Raw genomic sequence first — 20567 nt, 5'->3', positions numbered from 1 at the left:
GTCCGATGTCCAATGTCCGATGTCCCGTTCAGCCGCTCGGCAGTGGCCAGGCGTACGGGCCCTCCGGGTCGTCCAGCCAGGCCCACTGCCGGCCCCCGCTCACCGTCACCCCGAAGCGCTCCCGCTCCGGCCGCCGTTCGCGCTGCCAGAGCGAGAGCGCTTCGCGCACGTCGAGGCTCTCCTCCGTCAGCGTGCGCAGGAACTGGAAGCGGTCGTCGTCGAAGACGTGCCGCGGCAGCCCCATCGGCCGCGGGCGCGGGAAGCGGGCGTTGCCGCCGCGCAGCGCGACGAAGTACGCGGGCGTGGCCAGGAAGCGGCCCTCGGCGTGGGCCTCGTCGGCGACCCGGAGCAGGAGCAGCCCGGTGGAGAGCGGGGCGAGGACGAGGGCGTCGGGGCGGCACTGCGCGAGCCAGGCGTACGGGACCGAGGGCAGGGTGCAGGTCGCGACGATCCGGTCGAAGGGGGCGTGCGCGGGGCAGCCCCGGGCGCCGTCGCCGGTGACGACGGCGGGCCGGTGCCCGGCGACGGCGAGGTGGGCGCGGGCGGACTCGGTGATCTCCTCGTCGATGTCGACGGTGGTGACGTGTTCCGCGCCGAGCCGATGGCTGAGCAGCCCGGCGTTGTAGCCGGTGCCCGCGCCGATCTCCAGGACGTCGTCCCCGTCCCGTACGTCGAGCGCCTCCAGCATCTGGGCCATCAGGGAGGGCTGGCTGGAGGAGGTGACCAGCTCCCCGTCCCGTACCCGGGTGGCGAGCGGTACGTCCCGGTAGGCCCCGCGCAGCCAGCGGGCGCGGCGGGCGGGGTCGGGGTCGCCTGACCAGAGGCGTTCGTAGCCGCCGATCCCTGGGACGTAGTAGTAGGGGACGAAGAGGTGCCGGGGCACGTCGGAGAAGGCCGCGCGCCAGGCGGGGTCGCCGAGTGTGCCGTACGCCTCGATCTCCCGTACGAGCGCCCGTCGCGCCCGCGCCGCCGCCTCGGCGAAGCCGTCCTCGGCGTGCCCGTCCCGCTCCCGCTGAGCGCCCATGCCTCCACTGTCCTGCGCGCGCGGCGGGGAGGCGAGCGGCCCGGTCGTGCGCGCGCCCCGGCCCGATCCGGAAGGCAGGTCCCAGGGCCTGTCCGCCGGACAGGTCCTAGACCTCCGGTCCTCGGCCGGGGCATCTGAGACGATGGAACGGTGATGGAGATTCCGCGCGGCACACTTCAGGAGCAGACCTTCTACGAGCAGGTGGGTGGCGAGGAGACGTTCCGGCGCCTCGTCCGCCGCTTCTACCAGGGAGTCGCGGAGGACCCCCTGCTGCGCCCGATGTACCCGGAGGAGGACCTCGGGCCGGCGGAGGAGCGTCTCGTGCTCTTCCTGATCCAGTACTGGGGCGGTCCCCGCACGTACAGCGACCACCGCGGCCACCCGCGGCTGCGGATGCGCCACGCGCCGTTCCAGGTCGACCGGGCCGCGCACGACGCCTGGCTGAAGCACATGCGCGCGGCGGTGGACGAGCTCGGTCTCGCCCCCGAGCACGAGAGCCAGCTGTGGAAGTACCTGACGTACGCGGCGGCCTCCATGGTGAACACCGCCGAATGACGGTTCCACCCGCGGACTGACGCATTCCGGAGCCTGCGGCCCGAATAACGGTCACGATCCAGTCAAGGACCCCGTGCAAGCGGTTTCCAGAGGCACGTGCCCTCTGAAAACATCGGACGAACGTTCGGCGGGGTTCAGGGGGATGCGTGACCGGTTTTGTACTGCTGCGTGTCAGGGCGCACCGGTTGCTGCTCGCCGCCGCGCTTCTCGCCGTCCTTCTGACCACATCCGTCCTCGCGGCCCTCGCCGCCTTCTCCGGCTCCATCGGCAACGCCGCCCTGCAGAGCACCCTCCAGGGCAGGGCCGCGCCCGCCGCCGCGCTCGTCGTCACCGGGCAGGTGCCCGTGGACAAGCAGAGGAGCGCCGACGCCGCCGTCCGCGAGGCGGCGGGCCGGACCTTCGACGGGCTGCCGGTGAGCGTACGGAAGCTGGAGCGCTCGGGCCCGTACGCGCTGCCCCGCGCGCTGCAGAGCCCTGCCGCGCGCCAGGGCGAGCCGGACCTCACCCACATCGCGGCCCTCGACCGGTCCCGACTCGCCCTCGTCAAGGGCACCTGGCCGGGCCCCGGCGGGAAAGCCACCCCGGCCGGCAGCGGCGGCGCCATCGACGTGGCCGTGCCCGAGGAGGCCGCGAAGCGGCTGCGGATCGAGCCGGGGACCGTCCTCGACCTCACCGACCGGCTCGGCGGGAAACCGCTTCGGGCCCGGGTCAGCGGGCTCTACCGGCCGGTCGACCAGAGCGACCTGTACTGGCAGCTGGACCCGGCAGGCGGCCGGGGCGTCAAGACCGTCGTCTTCACCACGTACGGTCCCCTGCTCGCCGACCCCGCCGTCCTCGCCTCCGGGCAGGTCACCTCGGGCGAGACGTCCTGGCTGGCCTCCGCCGACCACAGCGGCATCACCACCGACCGCATCGGCGCGCTGAGCGCCGCCGCCGAGGCCGGGCCGAAGGCGCTCGCCACCGACACCGCTCCGTTCGGCACGACCGTCACCGTGCGCACCTCGCTGCCGACGGTCCTGGCGCAGACCGAGCGGGCCCTGCTCGTCTCCCGGTCCACGCTGATGATCGTCGCGGTGCAGCTGGTGCTGCTCGCCGCATACGCCCTGCTGCTCGTCGCCCGGCTGCTCAGCACCGAGCGGTCCGGCGAGACCGCGCTGCTGCGGGCCCGCGGCGGTTCGCGGGGCCGGATCGCGGCGCTCGCCGCCGTGGAGGCGCTGCTGCTCGCGCTGCCCGCCGCCGTGATCGCCCCGCTGCTCGCGGGGCCTCTGACGCGGCTGCTCGCGGACCGGTCCGCGCTCGGCGCGCTCGGGGTCCGGCTCGACGACATCCCGCTCGGCCAGGTGTGGCTGGTCGCGGGGCTCGTCGCGGTGTGCTGCGCGGCAGCCGTCGTGGCTCCCGCGCTGAGCAGCGGGGACGGCGGCGGCGTCAGCCTGCGGAAGAAGCGCGCGGCGGCGCTGCCCGCGCCGGTACGGGCCGGGGCCGACGTCGGCCTGCTGGTCGTCGCGGCCGTCGCGTACTGGCAGCTCGACCGGCAGACCGGCGGCTCCGTGGACGCTCCGGACGGGGGTTCCGGGGCGCTCACCGGTGACCGGGCGGGCGCGCTCGGCATCGATCCGCTGCTGGTCGCGGCCCCGGCGCTCGCGCTGCTGGCCGGTACGGTCCTGACGCTGCGTCTGCTGCCGCCCACGGCCCGGCTCGCCGAGCGGCGTGCCGCGAGCGGCCGGGGGCTGCCGGCCGCGCTCGCGGGCTGGCAGTTCAGCCGCCGGCCGCTGCGCGGCGCGGGCCCCGTGCTGCTGCTCGTGCTCGCGGTCGCGATGGGCATGCTCGCCATCGGGCAGAGCGCCTCGTGGGAGCGTTCGCAGACGGACCGGGCCGACTTCCGTACGGGAACGGCGGTCCGGGTCCTCACCAGCGGCGCCGCCGACCCGGACCAGGGGGGCCGGTTCACGGTCCTGCCCGGGGTCGGCTCGGTCGCCCCCGCGCACCGCGGCACGACGAGCCTCGTGGGCAACCGCACCGGGACCGTCCTCGCGCTCGACACCCGGCACGCCGCCGAGGGCTTCCGGCTCCGCGAGGACCTCGCGGACGCCCCGCCCCGCGCGCTGCTGTCCTCGCTCGCGCCGAAGGACGCCGAGCCCCTGGGGATCGCGCTTCCGGAGGGCACCCAGGGCCTGGCCCTGGACCTGCGGCGCACCGCGCCGCGCGACACGAAGCCGGTCCAGGTGACGGTCGTGGTCGAGGACCGGTACGGGATTCCGTACCGCGGGATCGCCGGCCGGCTGCCCTCCGACGGGCAGCGCCACCGGCTCACGCTCGACCTCGGCGTGGCATCCCAGGACGCCCGGAGCGTCGGGCCGATGTGGCTGACCGGCGTCGAACTCGACGGGGTGGTCCTCGAAGGGAGCGGCGGGCCGCAGACCTTCGCGATCGAGGGGCTCCTCTCCCGTCACGACGGCGGCGCCGAGCGGCCGGTGGAGGCCGTGCGCTCGCTCGCCTCCTGGCCCACCCACCACCAGGCGGTCGAGGACGGCGAACCCGAGAAGCCGGTCGCGCTGACCGGGCGTTCCGCCGGTGCGACCCCGTACACGGTCGGGTTCACCGCCGGCTGGTCCGCCGGCTCGACGACACCGGACCCGAACTGGGGGGAGCAGGAGTACGGACTGCGGATCACCGCCCCGCGCCCCGCGCCGCCCAGGACGCTGAACGGGGTGGCCACGGACGCCTTCCTCACCGCCGCCGGGGCGAAGGAGGGCGACCAGGTCGAGGTCTCCCTCGGCGGTCTGCGGCTGAACGTGACGATCGTGGACACGGTCCGCGAGCTGCCGACCACGGGCCCCGGCGCCACGGCCGTGACCGCGGGCTCCCCAACCGCCACGCCCGACGACGGGGGCGCGCTCCTGGTCGATCTGCGGGCGGCCAACGCGTTCCTCTCCACCGACCCCACCGCGAGCCTGGCGCCCACCGAGTGGTGGCTGACCACCGCGCCCGGCCGCGCCGACGAGGTCGCCGACGCCCTGCGCGCCCGGCCCGACGCGGACCCCGCCCAGGTGCTCGTACGGGAGGAGGCGGCGGCCGAGCTGCTCGGCGACCCGCTCGGCGCGGGCCCCAACGCGGCGCTGATGGCGGTCGCGGTGGCCGCGGCGGCGCTCGCGGCGGTCGGCTTCGCGGTGAGCGCGGCCGGTTCGACGCGTGAACGCTCCGCGGAGTTCGGGGTGTTGCGTGCGCTCGGCGCCCCGCGCCGCCAGCTCGCCCGGCTGATCGCGGCCGAGCAGGGGCTGCTCGTCGGCATCGGCCTGCTGGTGGGCGTGGCGCTCGGCACCGTACTGACGCGGGCCGTCGTGCCCCTGATCGTGCTGACCGGTCAGGCGGCCCGGCCGGTCCCCCGCGTCCTGGTCGAACTCCCGCCCGGTCACGTGGCCCTGCTGCTCGCCGGGGTCGCCGCGCTGCCGCTGCTGATCGTCGCCGGGATCGCGCTGCGCCGCACGGACCCGGTCGTGACCCTGCGCCACCAGGGGGACCAGTGAAGCGCGACGACACGACCCGCGAGGCATCCGACGACGACACGACCCGCACGGCCTCTGCAAGGAAGGCGACCGACACCATGCCCCGCAAGGACGGCCGACCGGCCGATCCCGCCGTCCGCCGGGGCCGTCCCGCCCGTGCCGTGGCGCCCTGGGTGCGGACCCGGCTGCGGACCGCGCCGGGGACGGCAGGGGCCTTCGCGCTCCTCGTCCTCGTCACCGCGTTCCTCGCCGCCGCGCTCCCGAGGACCGTCGACCGGTACGAGACGGAGGGCCTGCGCCACGACATCGTGACCGCCAGGCCCAGCACCACGGTCCTCGACATCACCGCCGCACAGCCGACCGGGGACCTCCCCCCGGAGACCCGCGCGGACATGGTGACTCCGGAGCACCTCGCGCGGAAGAGGGCCGAGCTGCGGGAGCTGCTGCCCGCACCGCTCCGCGTCGACCTGACCCAGTCGGCGCACGGTGTACGGACCACCAAGCGGGTCGCCGGGCTCGACTCCTGGCTCCCGAAACCGTCCGGGCTGCCCCCGGAGTTCACCCTCACCACGGTCCCGGAACTGGACCGCCACACGACCGTACGGGAGGGCAGGCTGCCCACCGGTGCCGAGCCCGGCCGGACGAGCGAGGTCGCCGTCACCGCGGAGACGGCGAAGTCACTGCGTCTGAAGGTCGGTTCGGTCGTCCACGTCCCGGAGCTCTTCGCCAAGCAGCCGCTCGCCCTGACCGTCGTCGGGATCGTCGAACCCCGCCTCCCCCAGGGCTCCTACTGGTCCGCCGACACGCTCCTGCGCACCCCGGTGCTCGCGTCGAAGGTCACCGGCGGCGGCACCTACTTCTACTGGCAGGCCGGTCTGCTGCTGCCGCCCGCCGCCACCACCACGATCCTCGCGAGCACCGGCGAGCCCGAGGTGTACTGGCGCTTCGCCCCCGACGTCAGCGAGCTCACCGCGCAGGACGAGGCCCGGCTGACCGCCGTCCTCGCCTCCGTCGCCGCCGGCCCCGACCTGGTGAGGATCAAGGAGACCGTCGGCGGGACCGCCTCTGCCGCCACCGGCCTCGACGAGATCGTCGAGGCGTACGACGGGATGCGGACGGCGATCACACAAGTGGTCACCGTCGCCGCCTTCGGCATCGGCGCGGTCGCGGCCGTGGTCCTCGCCATGACCGGCGGTCTGTTCGCCGCCCGGCGGGCCGCCGAACTCGCCCTGCTGCGCTCGCGCGGCGGTTCACTGGCCGGGATCGGCGTCCGGCTGCTCGGCGAGACCGCCGTCCTGGCCCTGCCCGCCACCGCGCTCGGACTGCTGCTCGCGGTCCTCGCCTTCCCCGGGGCCCGGTTCCTGCCCGCCCTCGCCGCCGCCGGGACGGTCGCGCTGCTCGCCGCCCTCGCACTGCCCCTGCGCGCGCTCTACCTGCACCGCAAGCCGCTCGCCCACGGCGGGCGCGAGGACCTGGTCGACGCCCGCCCCTCCCGGGGCCGTACGGTCGCCGAACTCACCGTCCTCGTCCTGGCCGTCGGCGCGGTCGTCGCACTGCGCCGGCGCGGCACCGGGGGCGCCGGGGACCACCTGGTGAGTTCGGCCCCGGTGCTCGTCGCCCTGATCGCCGCGCTCGTCCTCGTACGGCTGTATCCGCTGCCGCTGCGGTGGGCGGCCCGCCCGGCGCGCCTGCTGCGGGGCGCGGTCGGGTTCCTGTCGCTCGCCCGGGCCGGGCGCTCCTCGGCGACGGGCGCGCTGCCGCTGCTCGCCCTGCTCGTGGCGCTGACGACGGCCGCGTTCGGCGGTTCGGTGCTGGCCGGGGTCTCCGAGGCACGGGACCGCGCGGCGCTCCTGGAGACCGGAGCGGACGCGCGGGTGACGGGCAACGCCGACCTGGTGCCGCTCACGGACGGGCTCAGGACGGCGGTGCGCCGGACGGCCGGGGTGACGGACATGACGGCGGCCCAGGTCGAGTACGGCGTGGCGCTGCCGGACGGGACGGGACGCCGGCCGGAGCTGGAGACCACGGCGCTTGTGGGCGTCGACCCGGAGTCGTACACCCGGCTCGCGGGGCGGACCGGCTTCGGCCCGTTCCCGCCGGGGCTGCTGAAGTCCACGGGTACGGGTGGCACGTCCACGGGCACGGCGGCGGGCGGGAAGCCGGTCCTGCCAGCGATCGCCTCGCCCGCGGTCGCGGAGCGGCTCGGCACCGAGCCGCGGGAGCTCGAGGCGGCGGCCGGTGAGTTCGCCGTACGGGTCGTGGCGGTGCGGACGGGCACGCCGGCCCTGCCCGAGCAGGACTTCCTGCTGGTCAACGGCGCCGACCTGCCGCGCGGGGAGGACACCGTCCTGCTGGCCTCCGGTCCCGCGTTGGACGGGGCCGCGCTCCGGAAGGCCGTCACGGCGGACTCCCCGGACTTCGCCGTGGTGCTGCGGGCCGAGCGGCGCGCGGCCTACGTCGACTCGCCGATGCAGGAGGGCGCCGAGCGGATCTACGTCGCGGCGATCGGGGCGGGCGCGGGCTACGCCGTCCTCTCCCTGCTCCTGTCGCTGATGCAGTCCGCGCCGGAACGGGCCACGCTGCTCGCCCGGTTGCGGACGATGGGCCTCACCCGGCGGCAGGGCAGGCGCCTCCTCGGTCTGGAGGCGCTGCCGCAGGCGCTGCTGGCGGCGGGCGGCGGCATGCTCGTCGGCTGGGCCACGATCCTGCTGCTCGCGCCGGGCGTGGACCTGGTCCGGCTCTCGCTCGCGGCGCCGCCGGGGATCGCCACGCTCGACGCCGCGGCGCTGCGGGCGGACGCGTGGTCGCTGGTGCTTCCGGCGGTGGGCGTGGTGGTCCTTGCCGCCCTCGCGGCGGGGCTTCAGGCGTGGTGGTCGGCCCGTACCGGATCGATCAAGGAACTCAGGGCAGGAGACGGACGATGACGACGACCGACACCACGCTGGCGGAGCTGGAGCAGCGGGCGACGGCGCGCCGCGACCGGCCCTCGTACGGGCACGACGCCCTGATCGCCTGCGATCGACTGGTACGGATCTTCACCACGGACGGGGTGGAGGTGCAGGCGCTCCAGGGCCTCGATCTCCTGGTGCGGGAGGGCGAGTTGATGGCCCTGGTCGGCGCGTCGGGCAGCGGGAAGTCGACGCTCATGAACATCCTGGCGGGCCTCGACGTGCCGACGGCAGGCGCGGCGAAGGTCGCGGGCTGCGACCTGCTCGCCATGGACGCGAAGGCGCGGCTGCGTTATCGGCGGGACGTGGTGGGCTTCGTCTGGCAGCAGACGGCACGCAACCTCCTCCCGTACCTGACGGCAGCTCAGAACGTGGCGCTGCCGATGCAGTTGCGGGGCAGGGCGGGCGGAACGCGGAAGAAGGCGGAGCGCGCGGAGGAGCTGCTCGCGATGCTGGAGGTCGCGGACTGCCGGGACCGCAGGCCGCACCAGATGTCCGGCGGCCAGCAGCAGCGGGTCGCGATCGCGGTGGCGCTGGCCAACTCCCCCTCGGTCCTGCTCGCGGACGAGCCGACGGGCGAGCTCGACTCGGCGACGGGCGAGCAGGTCTTCGCCGCCTTCCGGCGCGCCAACGAGGAGTTGGGCACGACGATCGTGATCGTCACCCACGACCAGGCGGTCGCCTCCGAGGTGCGCCGCACGGTCGCCATCCGCGACGGCCGCACCTCGTCCGAGGTGCTGCGCCGCACGGAGGTCGACGCGGAGGGCCAGGAGTCCCTGGTGTCCCGTGAGTACGCGATGCTCGACCGCGCGGGCCGACTGCAACTCCCGGCGGAGTACACGGCGTCCCTGGGCATGGAGGACCGCGTGCTCCTGGAGCTGGAGCAGGACCACATCGGGGTGTGGCCGGACGACGCGAAGGACTGAACCGGCCAGGACGGGGGGACTGTGGAGCGCATGGGGATGGGGAAGGCGCTGTCGTACCTCGGCGCGGTGGTGGTGCCCCTGGGCACGGGGGCGCTGCTGTACCTCTGGGCCGACGGGAGTCTCGGGGGCGGCGCGGGGACGCCCACCGCGATCGCCGTGCTGGTCGGTCTCGCCCTGACCGTCGCGGCCCTGGTGGCCCACAACGCGCTGTTCCGTGAGGGCGGAAGCTGTCTCGGGGCGCTGCTGATGGTGGCGGGTCTGGCGGCGGTGTGGGTGGAGGTGCGGGACTCGACGACGCGGGACGAGGTCGTCGCGTGCGTCGTGGTGGGCAAGGTCAGGGTGACCCATTACCCGACGTTCGGCGAAGGGGCTCCGCGGCCCAAGACCCTTTTCCACCACCCGCTGGACTGCCCGGGCGGCTATCCGTCCGAGTTCGGCGCCGAGGAGAAGGTCGCCGACGAGGGCGGGAAGGTACGCATCGCCTACGACTCGGCCCGCCGCATGGACCCGGTCCTGGAGAGCGAGAACGTGCCACGGGGATCCCCGTGGATCCCCGCGGCCCTGCTGACCCTGGCGGCGGCGGCCTCGGTGGTCGCGATCGCGAGGGAGGCCCCGGAGGGGCGGGTCGACGACCGGGGTCGACGGTGAGGGACTCGGGGCGGGAGGTGTCAGCGGCCGGGGGTGACCGTGAGGGACATCGGTCCGCCGGCTGCGGTCCGCAGCGCTATCGACCCGTACGGGGTACGCAGCCGGAGCCACGGGCCCGAGGCGAAGAGCGCCACCGGCACGCCCTCCCCCGGCAGGAAGCCCAGGGACTGCGCCGCGTGGACGGCCCGCAGCGGAAGCCCGGTCGTCGCGACCGTCCGCGACCAGATCTCGCGTCCGATCCGGTCCCGCTCCGCCCGCGTGCGCCGATCCTCCGGCAACTCCTCGTCCCGCGCCCGGAATTCGGCGACGGCCACCGCGACCGCGCCCCGCAGACCGGCCGCGCCGGGCAGTCCGGCGACCGGTTCCCAGCCACCCCGGGGCGGCAGGACGCCGGCCCACGGCGGCCCGGTGACGGCGTCGGGGACGACGGCCTTCCCCGCCGACTCCTCGATGCCTTCGAGGAGTTCACCGGCGGAGACGGTGACGTCCAGGTCGACCGCGTCCTCGAGACGTGCCGTACGGATCGCGAGCACCTCGAACGACGGCGGCCGTCCGAAGACGGCGAGCGCGCCGCCACCGGCCTGGAGACGGACGGCGGCGGCGCGGTCGTAGTGGATCAGCCGGGCCAGGAAGGCGGCGAGGTCCGCCGCCTCCCTGGCGTCGGCGAAGTGCAGCGGCGCGATCATGCGGCGGCGGCCCTGCCCTGCATCCCGTCGTCCATGTACTCCTCCAGGAACGACCGTTCCTCGGCGGAGATCCGGCGCGGCCGCTGGGCTTCGAGGTCGAAGGGGACGACGACCGTCGAGGCCCGTACGTACGTCACGTCCGGGTCCTTGATCTCGTACGCGATCGTCAGCGACGCCGCGCCTATCTTCGTGACCCACGACTCGATGGTGACCGGGGCGTGCCGGTGCACCAACGGCCGTACGTAGTCGATCTCGTGCCGGGCCACGACGGACCCGCCGGAGAACGACGGCGAACCATCGCCCGGCGCGAGCCGGAACATGAAGTCGATCCGCGCCTCTTCCAAGTACCGCAGGAAGACGACGTTGTTGACGTGCCCGAAGGCGTCCATGTCCGACCAGCGCAGGGGACAGCTGTAGATATGGCGCACGCTCAGCCTCGGGTCAGCTTCTTGTACGTGGCGCGGTGCGGACGGGCCGCGTCGGCACCCAGGCGCTCGATCTTGTTCTTCTCGTAGGACTCGAAGTTGCCCTCGAACCAGTACCACTTCGACTCACCCTCGTACGCCAGGATGTGCGTGGCGACCCGGTCGAGGAACCAGCGGTCGTGGGAGACGACCACGGCCGCACCCGGGAACTCCAGGAGCGCGTTCTCGAGCGAGGACAGGGTCTCCACGTCGAGGTCGTTGGTCGGCTCGTCGAGGAGCAGCAGGTTGCCGCCCTGCTTGAGGGTGAGCGCCAGGTTGAGGCGGTTGCGCTCACCGCCGGAGAGCACGCCGGCCGGCTTCTGCTGGTCCGGGCCCTTGAAGCCGAAGGCGGAGACGTACGCCCGGGACGGCATCTCGACCTGTCCGACGTTGATGTAGTCCAGCTCGTCGGAGACGACGGCCCACAGGGTCTTCTTGGGGTCGATGTTGGCGCGGCTCTGGTCGACGTACGAGATCTTGACGGTCTCGCCGACCTTGATCTCGCCGGAGTCCGGGGTCTCGAGGCCCTGGATCATCTTGAAGAGCGTGGTCTTGCCGGCGCCGTTGGGGCCGATGATGCCGACGATGCCGTTACGGGGCAGGGTGAAGGACAGGTCGTCGATCAGGACCTTCTCGCCGAAGGCCTTGGAGAGGTTGTTCACCTCGACGACGATCGAGCCCAGACGCGGGCCCGGCGGGATCTGGATCTCCTCGAAGTCCAACTTCCGCATCTTGTCGGCCTCGGCGGCCATCTCCTCGTAGCGAGCGAGACGGGCCTTGGACTTGGCCTGACGCCCCTTGGCGTTCGACCGCACCCACTCGAGCTCTTCCTTCAGGCGCTTGGCGCGCTTGGCGTCCTTCTGGCCCTCGACCTTGAGGCGGGTCGCCTTGTTCTCCAGGTAGGTGGAGTAGTTGCCCTCGTAGGGGTGGGCGCGACCGCGGTCGAGCTCCAGGATCCACTCCGCGACGTTGTCGAGGAAGTACCGGTCGTGGGTGACGGCGACGACGGTGCCGGGGTACTTGGCGAGGTGCTGCTCCAGCCACTGCACGGACTCGGCGTCCAGGTGGTTGGTGGGCTCGTCGAGGAGCAGCAGGTCGGGGGCTTCCAGGAGCAGCTTGCAGAGCGCGACGCGGCGCTTCTCGCCACCGGAGAGGTTGGTGACGGCCCAGTCGCCGGGCGGGCACCCCAGGGCGTCCATGGCCTGCTCGAGCTGCGCGTCGAGGTCCCAGGCGTTGGCGTGGTCCAGGTCCTCCTGGAGCTTGCCCATCTCCTCCATGAGCGCGTCCGAGTAGTCGGTCGCCATGAGCTCGGCGACCTCGTTGAAGCGGTGAAGCTTCCCCATGATCTCGGCAGCGCCGTCCTGGACGTTCTGCAGGACGGTCTTGGACTCGTCGAGCGGCGGCTCCTGCAGGAGCATGCCGACGGTGTAGCCGGGCGACAGGAACGCGTCACCGTTGGACGGCTGCTCGAGGCCGGCCATGATCTTGAGGACGGTGGACTTACCGGCACCGTTCGGGCCGACCACACCGATCTTCGCACCGGGCAGGAAGCTCAGCGTCACGTCATCGAGGATGACCTTGTCGCCGTGCGCCTTGCGCGTCTTGCGCATCGTGTAGATGTACTCAGCCAAGAGAAACCGTCCGGCAAAGAGTGAGTGGGCAGATACACCCCATCTTGCCTGACCGCCACCCCTGGGTGCGAACCAGTAGTCACGGAACGCCCTGACCTGGGATTTCCCGGATCACTCTCGTAGCGGGCCTGTCACTGTTGGTCGCCAGAGGGCCCCTGGCCCGTCCTCTTCATGCGGGCCATGGCGGAGCTGGGGTGCTGGGCACGGCGGAGTCGCGTGGGTGCGGGCGCCGGCGGACGCTGGCTGCATGAGCGAACACTCGTCGGGTCAGGAGCCGCGGCCAGAGCCATATCGGCAGACGTGGGGGGCGGGTGCGCAGCAGCCTCGATCCGGGCCTGGGTGGCAGGCCCCGCCGGGCGGGGGGCCTCCCTATGGAGCAGTACCGCCGCCCGGACGGCGGCGGAGGTGGCCCTGGGTGCTGCTCGTGCTGGTCCTCCTGGCGGCAGGCGGGTGCGTAGCCGTCTTCGTGACCGTCTCCAACGAGGTGTCGAAGACGGTCACCGTGGAGTACGCGGTCACGGGCGATGCCAGAGACGTGACCATCGCGTACTCCGTCTGGAACGACGACGGTGTCTCGTCGAGGTCCGAGACCGTCACGTCACTGCCGTGGCGGAAGACCCTGGAGACCAAGGGCTTCGTGAAGGGCGGGTCCCTGCTCATCAGTCTCAGCGGGACGGGCGGCACCGCCACCTGTTCGGTGATCGTGGACGACGGCACGCCCACGACGGCCACCGCCTCAGGGCCGTCGGCGGCTGCCACCTGTAGTGGCTTCTGAACGGGAGCGGGTGCGGGCGCTACGTCGCTCGGCCGGGGAGTGCGGCGGGGAGGCCGAAGTGGGGGAGGTGGGTCTCCTCGAAGCGGGTGAAGGCGCTGATTCGGTCGGCGGTGAGGGTGAGGACGAAGAGGCCTGATCCGGGGCGGGGGCCCGTAGGGGGGCGGAGGTAGGCGGCGAAGGCCGGTTGGCCGTTGGCTCGGGTCGGTACGAGGTCGACCCTGCGGCCCGAGTCGAAGATGGCGGCGAAGAGGCGGGCCGCCGCGTCGCGGCCTTCGTACGTCAGGGTGGCGCGACGGCCCCGACGCGCGGAGTGCGCGTCGGGGCCGTCGGGTGCCGTGAGGCGGGGGTGCTACTGGCCGGCCGTCTTCTTCTTGCGGAGGAAGAAGACCGCGCCGCCGCCGAGGACCACGAGGAGCGCGGCGATGCCGGCGATCATCGGGGTGGCGTTGGAGCTGCCGGTCTCGGCGAGGTCGCCCTCACCGGTGGAGCCGGTGGTGCCGGTGGTGCCACCCGTCGTGCTCGGGGTGGGCGAGGTGGAGACGGAGGGCTCGGTCGACGGGGTCTCCGACGGGAGCGGGCCCGGGGTGGCCGTCTTGCAGTCGAGGACGCCCTTGAAGTTCTTCTCGAAGCCGTTCGGGCCGGTGATCGTGAAGTCGTAGGCCTCGTCCTCGGCGAGCGGGATCGTGACCGTCTTCGACTGGCCGGCGCCGATGGTGACCTTCTTGCCCTTGAGCTCGAAGTTGAAGTCCTCGTCACCCTCGTTGGACGCCGTGACGTCCAGGCCGCCCTTGGCGCAGTTCTTCTCGGCCGTGACGGCCGGGATCGCGCCCTTCTTGGCCCACGTGGCCGTGGCCTTGGCGGTGACGCTGGAGGTGCTGGTGCCGGCCAGGATCAGGGTCTGGCTCTTGACCTTGGTCGAGACGAAGGCACGGCCGATCGGAACGGTCGTGTCGGCCTGGACCTTGAGCTCGGCGGCGCCGTCCGGCGTGCCGGCGGGGACGTCGAAGAACACCTGGCCGCCGTTGGCGACGTTGGTGACGACCTTGCCGTCCTTGTCGACCAGCTTGACGCCCGCGGGGGCGCCCGGCGCGAGGGAGACCGCGGCCGTGGCGGAGTTGGTGCTGACGGTGACCGGGCCGAGACGCTCGCCCGACTTACCGGCGACGGAGGCCGGGGAGAGGCTGAGGGAGGCCTTGGGCTCCTCCAGGTTCACCGCCTCCTTCTCCAGGTACTCGGTCAGCTTCTTGGCGTTCTTGTTCAGCGGCTTGGCGTCGACGTTGTCCGAGAAGTGCCAGATCGCGGCCTGCGTGGCGGCAGCGGCGGTCTTCTCGGTCAGGTTCTTCGCGCCGACCTTCTTCGCCAGGGCGTTGAGGTCGTTCACCTGCGGGTAGGAGTTCTGCAGGATCCAGCGGATCTTGCCCGCGTTCTCGTTGTTGTGCAGGGAGGACTGGTCCCAGCCGACCTCCTTGTACTCCTGGCCCGTCTTGGCGCCGGTGTAGAGGTCGATGCAGTAGGTCTGCAGCGTGCCACCGGGCGTCGCCTGCATCTCGAACAGGCCGGCGGAGATCTCGCCCTTGCCCTTGATCTTGACCGTGTCGAAGACGGTGAGCTTGCCCAGCGTGGCGGTCGCGCCGCCGGTGCCGTCAGCCCCGTCCTCGGCCAGCGCCGGTCCCGCAACGGCTATCGCGCCGGCCGCGACGAGGCCCGAGACCACGGTCGCGGCGGCAAGGCGGGCAACGCCGCGCCTCCGAACAGAAAACATGAATTTCCCCTCCGGGCGAGCTGCTCCGTGCCGTCGCCGTCATGACATGACACGTGGGGGGAGCGCATCGCCAGCAGAATCACAGACCCGGTTGACTCACTGTCGACTCAAGTGCTTACTCAAGTCCCGTATGAGTACCTGGGAATCCTAGGGACGGGGAAGGGCTCGGTGCCCGCCCATACGACCTGATAACCATACCGACTCAGAATCGTTATCACCGGACCGTCCGGAGCGGGAAGTCGCAGGTCACAGTGTCGACAAATCTCCCACAACTCGCGCTCAGAGCACGGGCTCCAGCACTTTGGGTGACGTCGGCGCCTCCGGAGCCTCCCACGGATCCCGGTCCATCCCGCCCCCACCTCCGTTCCCCTGACGTTCCATCGAACGCGGTTCGCCCTTCACCACCCTGCGGAACGCCGCCGTACCGCGCGTCAGATCGTGGCCCACCGCCACCGCGTCGACGTCCACGAACGTCCTCCGCCGGCCCTCCTGCTGCCCGCCGTCCTCCCCTGACACGTCCTCCTCCCGCACCCGCAACCGGCCGTGCACCACCAGCGGCTCCCCCACCGAGACCGACGCGGCGAGGTTGGCGCCGAGCGCCCGCCACGCGAACACCGTGTAGAAGCTGGTGCGTCCGTCCGCCCAAGCGCCCCGCTCCCGGTCCCAACGGCGCGCGGTCACCGCGAACCGGAACCGGGCCACCCCACCCGTCGCCGTGTCCCGGTACTCCACGCTCGTCGCCACGTTCCCGACGAGCGTCACCATCGTGTCGTTCATGTCGTTCCTCCCCCGTTTCACAGCCTTTTGGAGTACTTCGGTGCCTTCGACCGACTCCATGGTGGACCGGTCCGCCGCATCCCGCCGAGGGCTGTGGACGCCTGCCGGGTTGGGGACAACTCCCTCACCCCGAAGGGTGAAAACTCACCTCAGCCGCGCCCCCGGCCTCGTACCGCCCCACCGCGTGCCGACCCCACCAAGACGCGCCACCCGCGCCCCCGAACGCGTCCCCGACACCGTCACGTACTGGTCGCGCACCTCGCGGTAGCGCATCAACTCGGCGCCGATCGGGTCCAGGACCCGGGCCCGTCCGCACGCGGCCGCCGCCTCCCGCAACTTCCGTTCGGCCTCCTGGCCGTACCGACGGGCCGGCCCCTTCACCGCCGCCGCGCACGCCCACTCCACCAGCGGGCCGCCGACGATGCCGCCGAGCATGATGAGGACGGGCGGCAGCAGCCCGGGCTCCACGACGCCGACGATCTGGCCGACCAGCCACAGCGCGCCGAAGATCTGCAGGAACGTCATCAGGACCTGCGCCAGGACCGCCGCCGGCCACCACGCCGGGCGCGGGGGCCGGGCGGCCTGGTCGCCGATGCTCGTGGCGAGTTCGTCGAGCGCCTCGGGCAGCCCGTCGGCGCCGCGCTCGGCCGCCTCGCGCACCGCCTGCGCCCACGGCCCCGGAAGCCCGCGCGAGGCGTCGTCGGCCACGACCCGTACGGCCTGCTCCACGCGTTGCCGGGCGGTGAGTTCGTCCTCCAGGGGCGCCTGGAGGCGCGGGTCGGTGGAACCGTGGGCGCGGAGCCGTTCGTACCAGCGGTAGAGGCGTAGCCAGGGCGTGCCGCAGGCGCGGATGGCGCCCCTGCGCCAGACGCGTTCGGCGGCCTCGCCCGCCGCGGTGGCGCCGACGGCGACCGCGAGTCGGGCCGCGAAGTCCTCCCTGGCCCGCTCCCCGAGGCCGGTCTGGCCGTCGGAGACGTACGCGGGGCGGAGCCGGGCCGCCGCCGCGTCGACGTCGGCCGAGAGGCGGAGCGCGGGCGCGGTGCGTTCCGTGACGAACCGGCCGAGGAGTTCGCGCAGTTCGCCGACGCCTTCCCCGGTGAGGGCGGAGAGCGCGAGGACGGTGGCGCCGGGTTCGCCGTGTTCGCCGAGGGCCATGCCGTCCTCGTCGAGGAGGCGGCGCAGATCGTCCAGGACGAGGTCGGAGGCCTCCTCGCCCAGCCGGTCGATCTGGTTGAGGACGACGAAGGTGACCTCGGCGTGGCCGGCGAGCGGGCGCAGATAGCGCTCGTGGAGCGCCGCGTCGGCGTACTTCTCCGGGTCCACGACCCAGATCACGGCGTCGACGAGGCCGAGGACGCGGTCGACCTGGTCGCGGTGGCCGGTGACGGCGGAGTCGTGGTCGGGCAGGTCGATCAGGACGAGGCCCTGGAGGTCCTCGTCGGCGGCCCCGCCCGCGAGGGGGCGGCGGCGGAGCCTGCCGGGGACGGCGAGGCGGTCGAGGAGTCCGGCGGAGCCCTCGGACCAGCTGAGCGCGATGGGCGCGGAGGTCGTGGGGCGGCGAAGCCCGGTCTCGGAGACGGGAACGCCCGCGAGGGCGTTGAAGAGCGTCGACTTGCCGCTGCCGGTGGGTCCGGCGATCGCGACGACGGTGTGCCGGGCGGAGAGCCGCTGGCGGGCGGCGGCCTCGTCGAGGACCCGTCCGGCCTCGGCGAGCCCGGCCTCGGCGAGGGCGTCGGTCTCCAGGCGCGTACGGGAGAGGCCGACGAGGTCGTGGAGGGCGTCGAGGCGCATGCGCAGGGAGCCGCCGTATTGCCCGCCGAGCGGCGGAAGGCTGTCCTCCTCCGCTCCGTCGGGGGCCCCGGGGGCGTCTTCGTGCGGCGAGGCGTCCCGTTCGCTCGCCCGCCGTGCGATCAGGCCGTCGTCCCAGCGGTCGTCCGCGCGGTCGTCCACCGTGCTGCTGCTCACCGGTCCTCACTTCTCCTTCTTCAGTACGGAGAGCGCGGCGATCAGCTCCGCCTGCGGCTCGGGAGTCACATCCAGGGCGTCGAGGGGCGCGAGACGCCGGTCGCGTTCGGTGTGCAGGGCTCGGTCGACGTACGCCACGAGAAGCGCGCCGCCCTTGTCGCGCAGGCGCAGGGCGGCCTGGGCGCCGAGCAGTTCGGCGAGGCGCTCGCCGGCGCTGCGGGTGCGGCGGCCGCCGAGGAGGGCGGCGGCGAGCAGGGCGGCGACGGTGTCGGCCTCGGGGGCGGCGGTACGGGCGGTGCCGGGCCGGTCGGTGGTGCGGAGCTCGTCCTCGGCGAGCTCTTCGAGTTCGCGCCGCCAGCGCCGTACGGTCAGCTCGATCCGCTCGGCCGCCTCCCGGTCGGGGGCGGCCTGGGCGCCCAGGGCGGCCGCGGCGGGTTCGCGGCGCCAGGCGTCCCGTACGCGTTCGTCGGCGGCCGCGGCAGCGCACTGGAGCAGGGCGGCGAGCGACTCGACGAGGGCGTCGAGGAGCTCGCCGGCGGAGCTGTCGCGGGGGTAGCCGCGCCAGCGGGTGCGGGCGTCTCCGGCGAGGACGGCGCCGCGGCGCAGCTGCTGCCGGACGCGCTCGCCCTGCTCCTCGTACGCGCCGTCGACCGCGCCGCCGAGCCGGACGGCGGCGGCGTACTGGGCGGCGACCGCCCCGGCGAGTTCGGGCATCCGGCTGTCGAGGGAGTCGATGACGCCGGTGGCGGTCCGGCCGACGGCCTGCTGGCGCGCGGCGGGGTCCTGGGCGCGGTGGGCGAGCCAGGCGCGCAGCGGGGCGACGGCGTTGTCGGGCAGCAGCCCGCTGCCGCCGCCCGCGGACTCGGGCAGCTCGGGGATGGTGAACCGGGGTACCTCTCCGAGTCCCGCCTTGTCGAGCAGGGCCTCGTACTGCCGGGAGACCTCGCCGATGATCTGGTGCGGGACGCGGTCGAGGACGGTGACGAGCGTGGCGTCGTACTCCTTGGCGGTACGGAGCAGGTGCCAGGGGACGGCGTCGGCGTACCGCGAGGCGGTCGTGACCATGACCCAGATGTCGGCGGCGCAGATCAACTCGGCGGCGAGGAGCCGGTTCTCGACGACGAGGGAGTCGATGTCGGGGGCGTCGAGCAGGGCGAGCCCGGGGACGAGGGCGGAGGAGGTCTCGACGCGGAGCGCGTTCTCCTCCTGGGGTTCGTCGCCCGCCTCCTCGTCCTGGGGCAGCCAGACGCGGGTGAGCTGGGGCAGGACGCGCATGCCGGCGAACCAGTGGTGGTCGTCGGGGTGGCAGACGAGCACGGGCGTACGGGTGGTGGGCCGGAGCACTCCGGCCTCGCTCACGCGGCGCCCCACAAGGGAGTTGACGAGGGTGGATTTCCCGGCCCCGGTGGATCCGCCGACGACGGCGAGCAGGGGGGCGTGGGGGTCCTTCAGCCGGGGCACCAGATAGTCGTCGAGCTGAGCGAGGAGCTCGGCCCGGGTCTGGCGGGCGCGTGGGGCGCCTGGGAGGGGGAGTGGGAGACGCACGGCGGCGACACAGTCGCGCAGGGCGGAGAGTGCGTCGATCAGCTGAGGCCGTTCGTCCAAGGTCACCACATGCGAAGAATGCCCAATTTTGGAGCCTTTTTGAAGCGTATAAGGGCCCTGCGCGCCGACGGAACGAAGGATGACGGGCGCCTCAGGCATAACGAGTGCACAACACCCGGGCCGAGTGGCGTGAAAAACACTGCAGGAATCGCACCTGCCTGCGATTATCGTTCCGCTTCACCGAACCTCCACATCGTGGCACGCAGGTGAAGCAACCGGGCCAAGGGGATCGGAGCCCTATCCTTGTCCCGACCGGCCACGCCCCACCCACCAGGGGCTCCCGGCCACCGACCCACCACCCGGCCCCCGTAGCTCAGTGGATAGAGCAGGTGCCTTCTAAGCACTTGGCCGCAGGTTCGAGTCCTGCCGGGGGCGCTCTATCACGGACCCTCCTTCGGGAGGGTCCTTTTGCTGGTCAGCGGCTGTTTTACGACGCCGACGCGGTCGCCGGGCGGAGGGCCGCGGGCGGCTTGATCAGTCCGGCTGAAACCGGGCGTGGATGACCTCTGGCGGCCGATCGGCCCGAAAAAACGCCCGAAGCCCCGGCCACCCACCGCCCGCCCTGCCGGACGACGGCCGGCCGGCCCTCGGATCCGGCTCACCGGCGGTCCGAGGCGCTCTCGGCCGCCGCGGTCTCCGGGCGGTCGCCTCCGGAGCCGGGCCCGGTACTCGGCAGCGCGGACGGCGGCAGCTTCCACGGGGACTCCGTGCCGCCGTCACACGGTATGACGTACTGATTTCATCGACGAGCCGTGCGGTAGCGTTCCCACGCATACTCAATCGACGAGGAGTTGACGTGCCGGAGCAAAGGTCTGTCGATCTGATTCACCTGGCCGGGCTGTACGGAAACAGCGTGGTAATTCGCGTGAGCGGCCGGGACACCAAGGGAGACCCCCGGGTGCTCGTCGGTGAGATCGCCGTCGATACGAAGTTCGTCAAGGGAACGCTGCCGACATGGATCTTCCCTGAGGATCTCACCGCATGGCGGACGGTCCTGGACCAGCTGGCACAGGACGGGAATGCCTCATGGCGAAAGGGGCAGAAGGCAGCCGAGCTGCACATCGAGATCGTCGACCGCGATGAGGACGAAGAGCGCGTTCGGGTCTCCGTGGTCGATCGCTCGATGTCCCAGGCGACGGCCCAGGTGCTGTTGGATCTGGCCGACGGCTGGATCGATGAGCTGCGCTCTCGGCTCGACGAAGTCCTGAAGGAATGGCCCGACCAGAACGGATGAGCGGGAGTAATCCCCTATTCGGTCGCGCAGTGCAATTGCATCCCACCCCGGACGTGAGAGTGCC

Annotated in this window: 15 protein-coding genes and 1 tRNA gene; 8 read left to right on the top strand and 8 right to left on the bottom strand. The window is 73.0% G+C overall.

All coding sequences use genetic code 11. The annotated features are described in order from the left end of the window. Positions 1 to 28 precede the first annotated feature (28 nt). A complete protein-coding gene (locus ACGFYP_RS18630; protein WP_393494216.1) occupies positions 29 to 1024 on the bottom strand; it encodes a methyltransferase domain-containing protein in 996 nt (331 codons plus the stop codon). A 150-nt stretch (positions 1025 to 1174) separates the two neighbouring features. Between ACGFYP_RS18630 and ACGFYP_RS18625 the strand changes: the two genes are divergently transcribed. The 5 genes from ACGFYP_RS18625 to ACGFYP_RS18605 all read left to right on the top strand — a co-directional run bounded on the left by ACGFYP_RS18625 (position 1175) and on the right by ACGFYP_RS18605 (position 9604). Next, positions 1175 to 1579 (top strand): globin, encoded by a 405-nt coding sequence (locus tag ACGFYP_RS18625; protein WP_393494213.1) that lies wholly within the window; start codon positions 1175 to 1177, stop codon positions 1577 to 1579. 146 nt (positions 1580 to 1725) lie between these two features. Then, entirely contained in the window at positions 1726 to 5103 is a 3378-nt protein-coding gene (locus tag ACGFYP_RS18620) for an FtsX-like permease family protein (protein ID WP_393494210.1), read from the top strand. A gap of 77 nt (positions 5104 to 5180) precedes the next feature. Further along, entirely contained in the window at positions 5181 to 8006 is a 2826-nt protein-coding gene (locus ACGFYP_RS18615) for an FtsX-like permease family protein (protein ID WP_393494367.1), read from the top strand. Then, a complete protein-coding gene (locus ACGFYP_RS18610; RefSeq protein WP_361966005.1) occupies positions 8003 to 8956 on the top strand; it encodes an ABC transporter ATP-binding protein in 954 nt (317 codons plus the stop codon). The genes ACGFYP_RS18615 and ACGFYP_RS18610 overlap by 4 nt, the downstream gene beginning before the upstream one ends. Positions 8957 to 8986: 30 nt before the next feature. Next, positions 8987 to 9604: a hypothetical protein gene (locus tag ACGFYP_RS18605; RefSeq protein WP_393494207.1), complete on the top strand. Its 618-nt coding sequence runs from the start codon at positions 8987 to 8989 to the stop codon at positions 9602 to 9604. 20 nt (positions 9605 to 9624) lie between these two features. Here ACGFYP_RS18605 and ACGFYP_RS18600 read toward each other — a convergent pair whose 3' ends face one another. From ACGFYP_RS18600 to ettA, 3 genes are read right to left on the bottom strand one after another with little or no spacing between them, the layout of a single operon-like run. Beyond that, positions 9625 to 10290 (bottom strand): hypothetical protein, encoded by a 666-nt coding sequence (locus ACGFYP_RS18600; RefSeq protein WP_393494205.1) that lies wholly within the window; start codon positions 10288 to 10290, stop codon positions 9625 to 9627. Beyond that, positions 10287 to 10718 carry an acyl-CoA thioesterase gene (locus tag ACGFYP_RS18595; protein WP_393494202.1) on the bottom strand — a complete coding sequence of 144 codons (432 nt, stop codon included), beginning with the start codon at positions 10716 to 10718 and terminating at the stop codon, positions 10287 to 10289. The genes ACGFYP_RS18600 and ACGFYP_RS18595 overlap by 4 nt, the downstream gene beginning before the upstream one ends. Before the next feature lie 2 nt (positions 10719 to 10720). After that, complete coding sequence (gene ettA, locus ACGFYP_RS18590; protein WP_361965997.1) at positions 10721 to 12385, bottom strand: energy-dependent translational throttle protein EttA; 1665 nt, start codon at positions 12383 to 12385, stop codon at positions 10721 to 10723. Between the two features lie 415 nt (positions 12386 to 12800). Here ettA and ACGFYP_RS18585 point away from each other — a divergent pair, with 415 nt between their 5' ends. After that, positions 12801 to 13160, top strand: a complete 360-nt coding sequence (locus ACGFYP_RS18585; protein WP_393494198.1) for a hypothetical protein — start codon at positions 12801 to 12803, stop codon at positions 13158 to 13160. A gap of 349 nt (positions 13161 to 13509) precedes the next feature. Here the strand turns inward: ACGFYP_RS18585 and ACGFYP_RS18580 are convergent, their stop codons facing one another. The 4 genes from ACGFYP_RS18580 to ACGFYP_RS18565 form a co-directional block, all read right to left on the bottom strand. Beyond that, positions 13510 to 14922 carry a Cys-Gln thioester bond-forming surface protein gene (locus ACGFYP_RS18580; RefSeq protein ID WP_393494195.1) on the bottom strand — a complete coding sequence of 471 codons (1413 nt, stop codon included), beginning with the start codon at positions 14920 to 14922 and terminating at the stop codon, positions 13510 to 13512. A 279-nt stretch (positions 14923 to 15201) separates the two neighbouring features. Beyond that, complete coding sequence (locus ACGFYP_RS18575) at positions 15202 to 15699, bottom strand: single-stranded DNA-binding protein (RefSeq protein ID WP_393494192.1); 498 nt, start codon at positions 15697 to 15699, stop codon at positions 15202 to 15204. Positions 15700 to 15843: 144 nt separating this feature from the next. Further along, the gene (locus tag ACGFYP_RS18570) at positions 15844 to 17490 is read right to left on the bottom strand and encodes a GTPase (RefSeq protein ID WP_393494364.1); all 1647 of its coding nucleotides are present in this window, start codon (positions 17488 to 17490) and stop codon (positions 15844 to 15846) included. Positions 17491 to 17670: 180 nt separating this feature from the next. Then, on the bottom strand, positions 17671 to 19269 hold the full coding sequence (locus tag ACGFYP_RS18565) for a dynamin family protein (RefSeq protein ID WP_393494189.1): 1599 nt from the start codon (positions 19267 to 19269) through the stop codon (positions 17671 to 17673). Positions 19270 to 19571: 302 nt separating this feature from the next. Here ACGFYP_RS18565 and ACGFYP_RS18560 point away from each other — a divergent pair. Continuing rightward, positions 19572 to 19644 (top strand) — tRNA-Arg (locus tag ACGFYP_RS18560). 421 nt (positions 19645 to 20065) lie between these two features. Beyond that, a complete protein-coding gene (locus ACGFYP_RS18555) occupies positions 20066 to 20503 on the top strand; it encodes a DUF5959 family protein (RefSeq protein ID WP_393494186.1) in 438 nt (145 codons plus the stop codon). The last annotated feature ends 64 nt before the right edge of the window (positions 20504 to 20567 follow it).

Source organism: Streptomyces sp. NPDC048370, from assembly GCF_043200825.1.
Lineage (GTDB): Bacteria > Actinomycetota > Actinomycetes > Streptomycetales > Streptomycetaceae > Streptomyces.
Note: the sequence above shows the minus strand (reverse complement) of the source record. Positions and strands in the feature narration are given on the sequence as shown.

Coding starts and splice junctions, on each gene's coding strand:
- ACGFYP_RS18630 (WP_393494216.1), bottom strand. CDS start 1,024: ATGGGCGCTCAGCGGGAGCGGGACGGGCACGCCGAGGACGGCTTCGCC.
- ACGFYP_RS18615 (WP_393494367.1), top strand. CDS start 5,181: ATGCCCCGCAAGGACGGCCGACCGGCCGATCCCGCCGTCCGCCGGGGC.
- ACGFYP_RS18610 (WP_361966005.1), top strand. CDS start 8,003: ATGACGACGACCGACACCACGCTGGCGGAGCTGGAGCAGCGGGCGACG.
- ACGFYP_RS18605 (WP_393494207.1), top strand. CDS start 8,987: ATGGGGATGGGGAAGGCGCTGTCGTACCTCGGCGCGGTGGTGGTGCCC.
- ACGFYP_RS18600 (WP_393494205.1), bottom strand. CDS start 10,290: ATGATCGCGCCGCTGCACTTCGCCGACGCCAGGGAGGCGGCGGACCTC.
- ACGFYP_RS18580 (WP_393494195.1), bottom strand. CDS start 14,922: ATGTTTTCTGTTCGGAGGCGCGGCGTTGCCCGCCTTGCCGCCGCGACC.
- ACGFYP_RS18575 (WP_393494192.1), bottom strand. CDS start 15,699: ATGAACGACACGATGGTGACGCTCGTCGGGAACGTGGCGACGAGCGTG.
- ACGFYP_RS18570 (WP_393494364.1), bottom strand. CDS start 17,490: ATGCGCCTCGACGCCCTCCACGACCTCGTCGGCCTCTCCCGTACGCGC.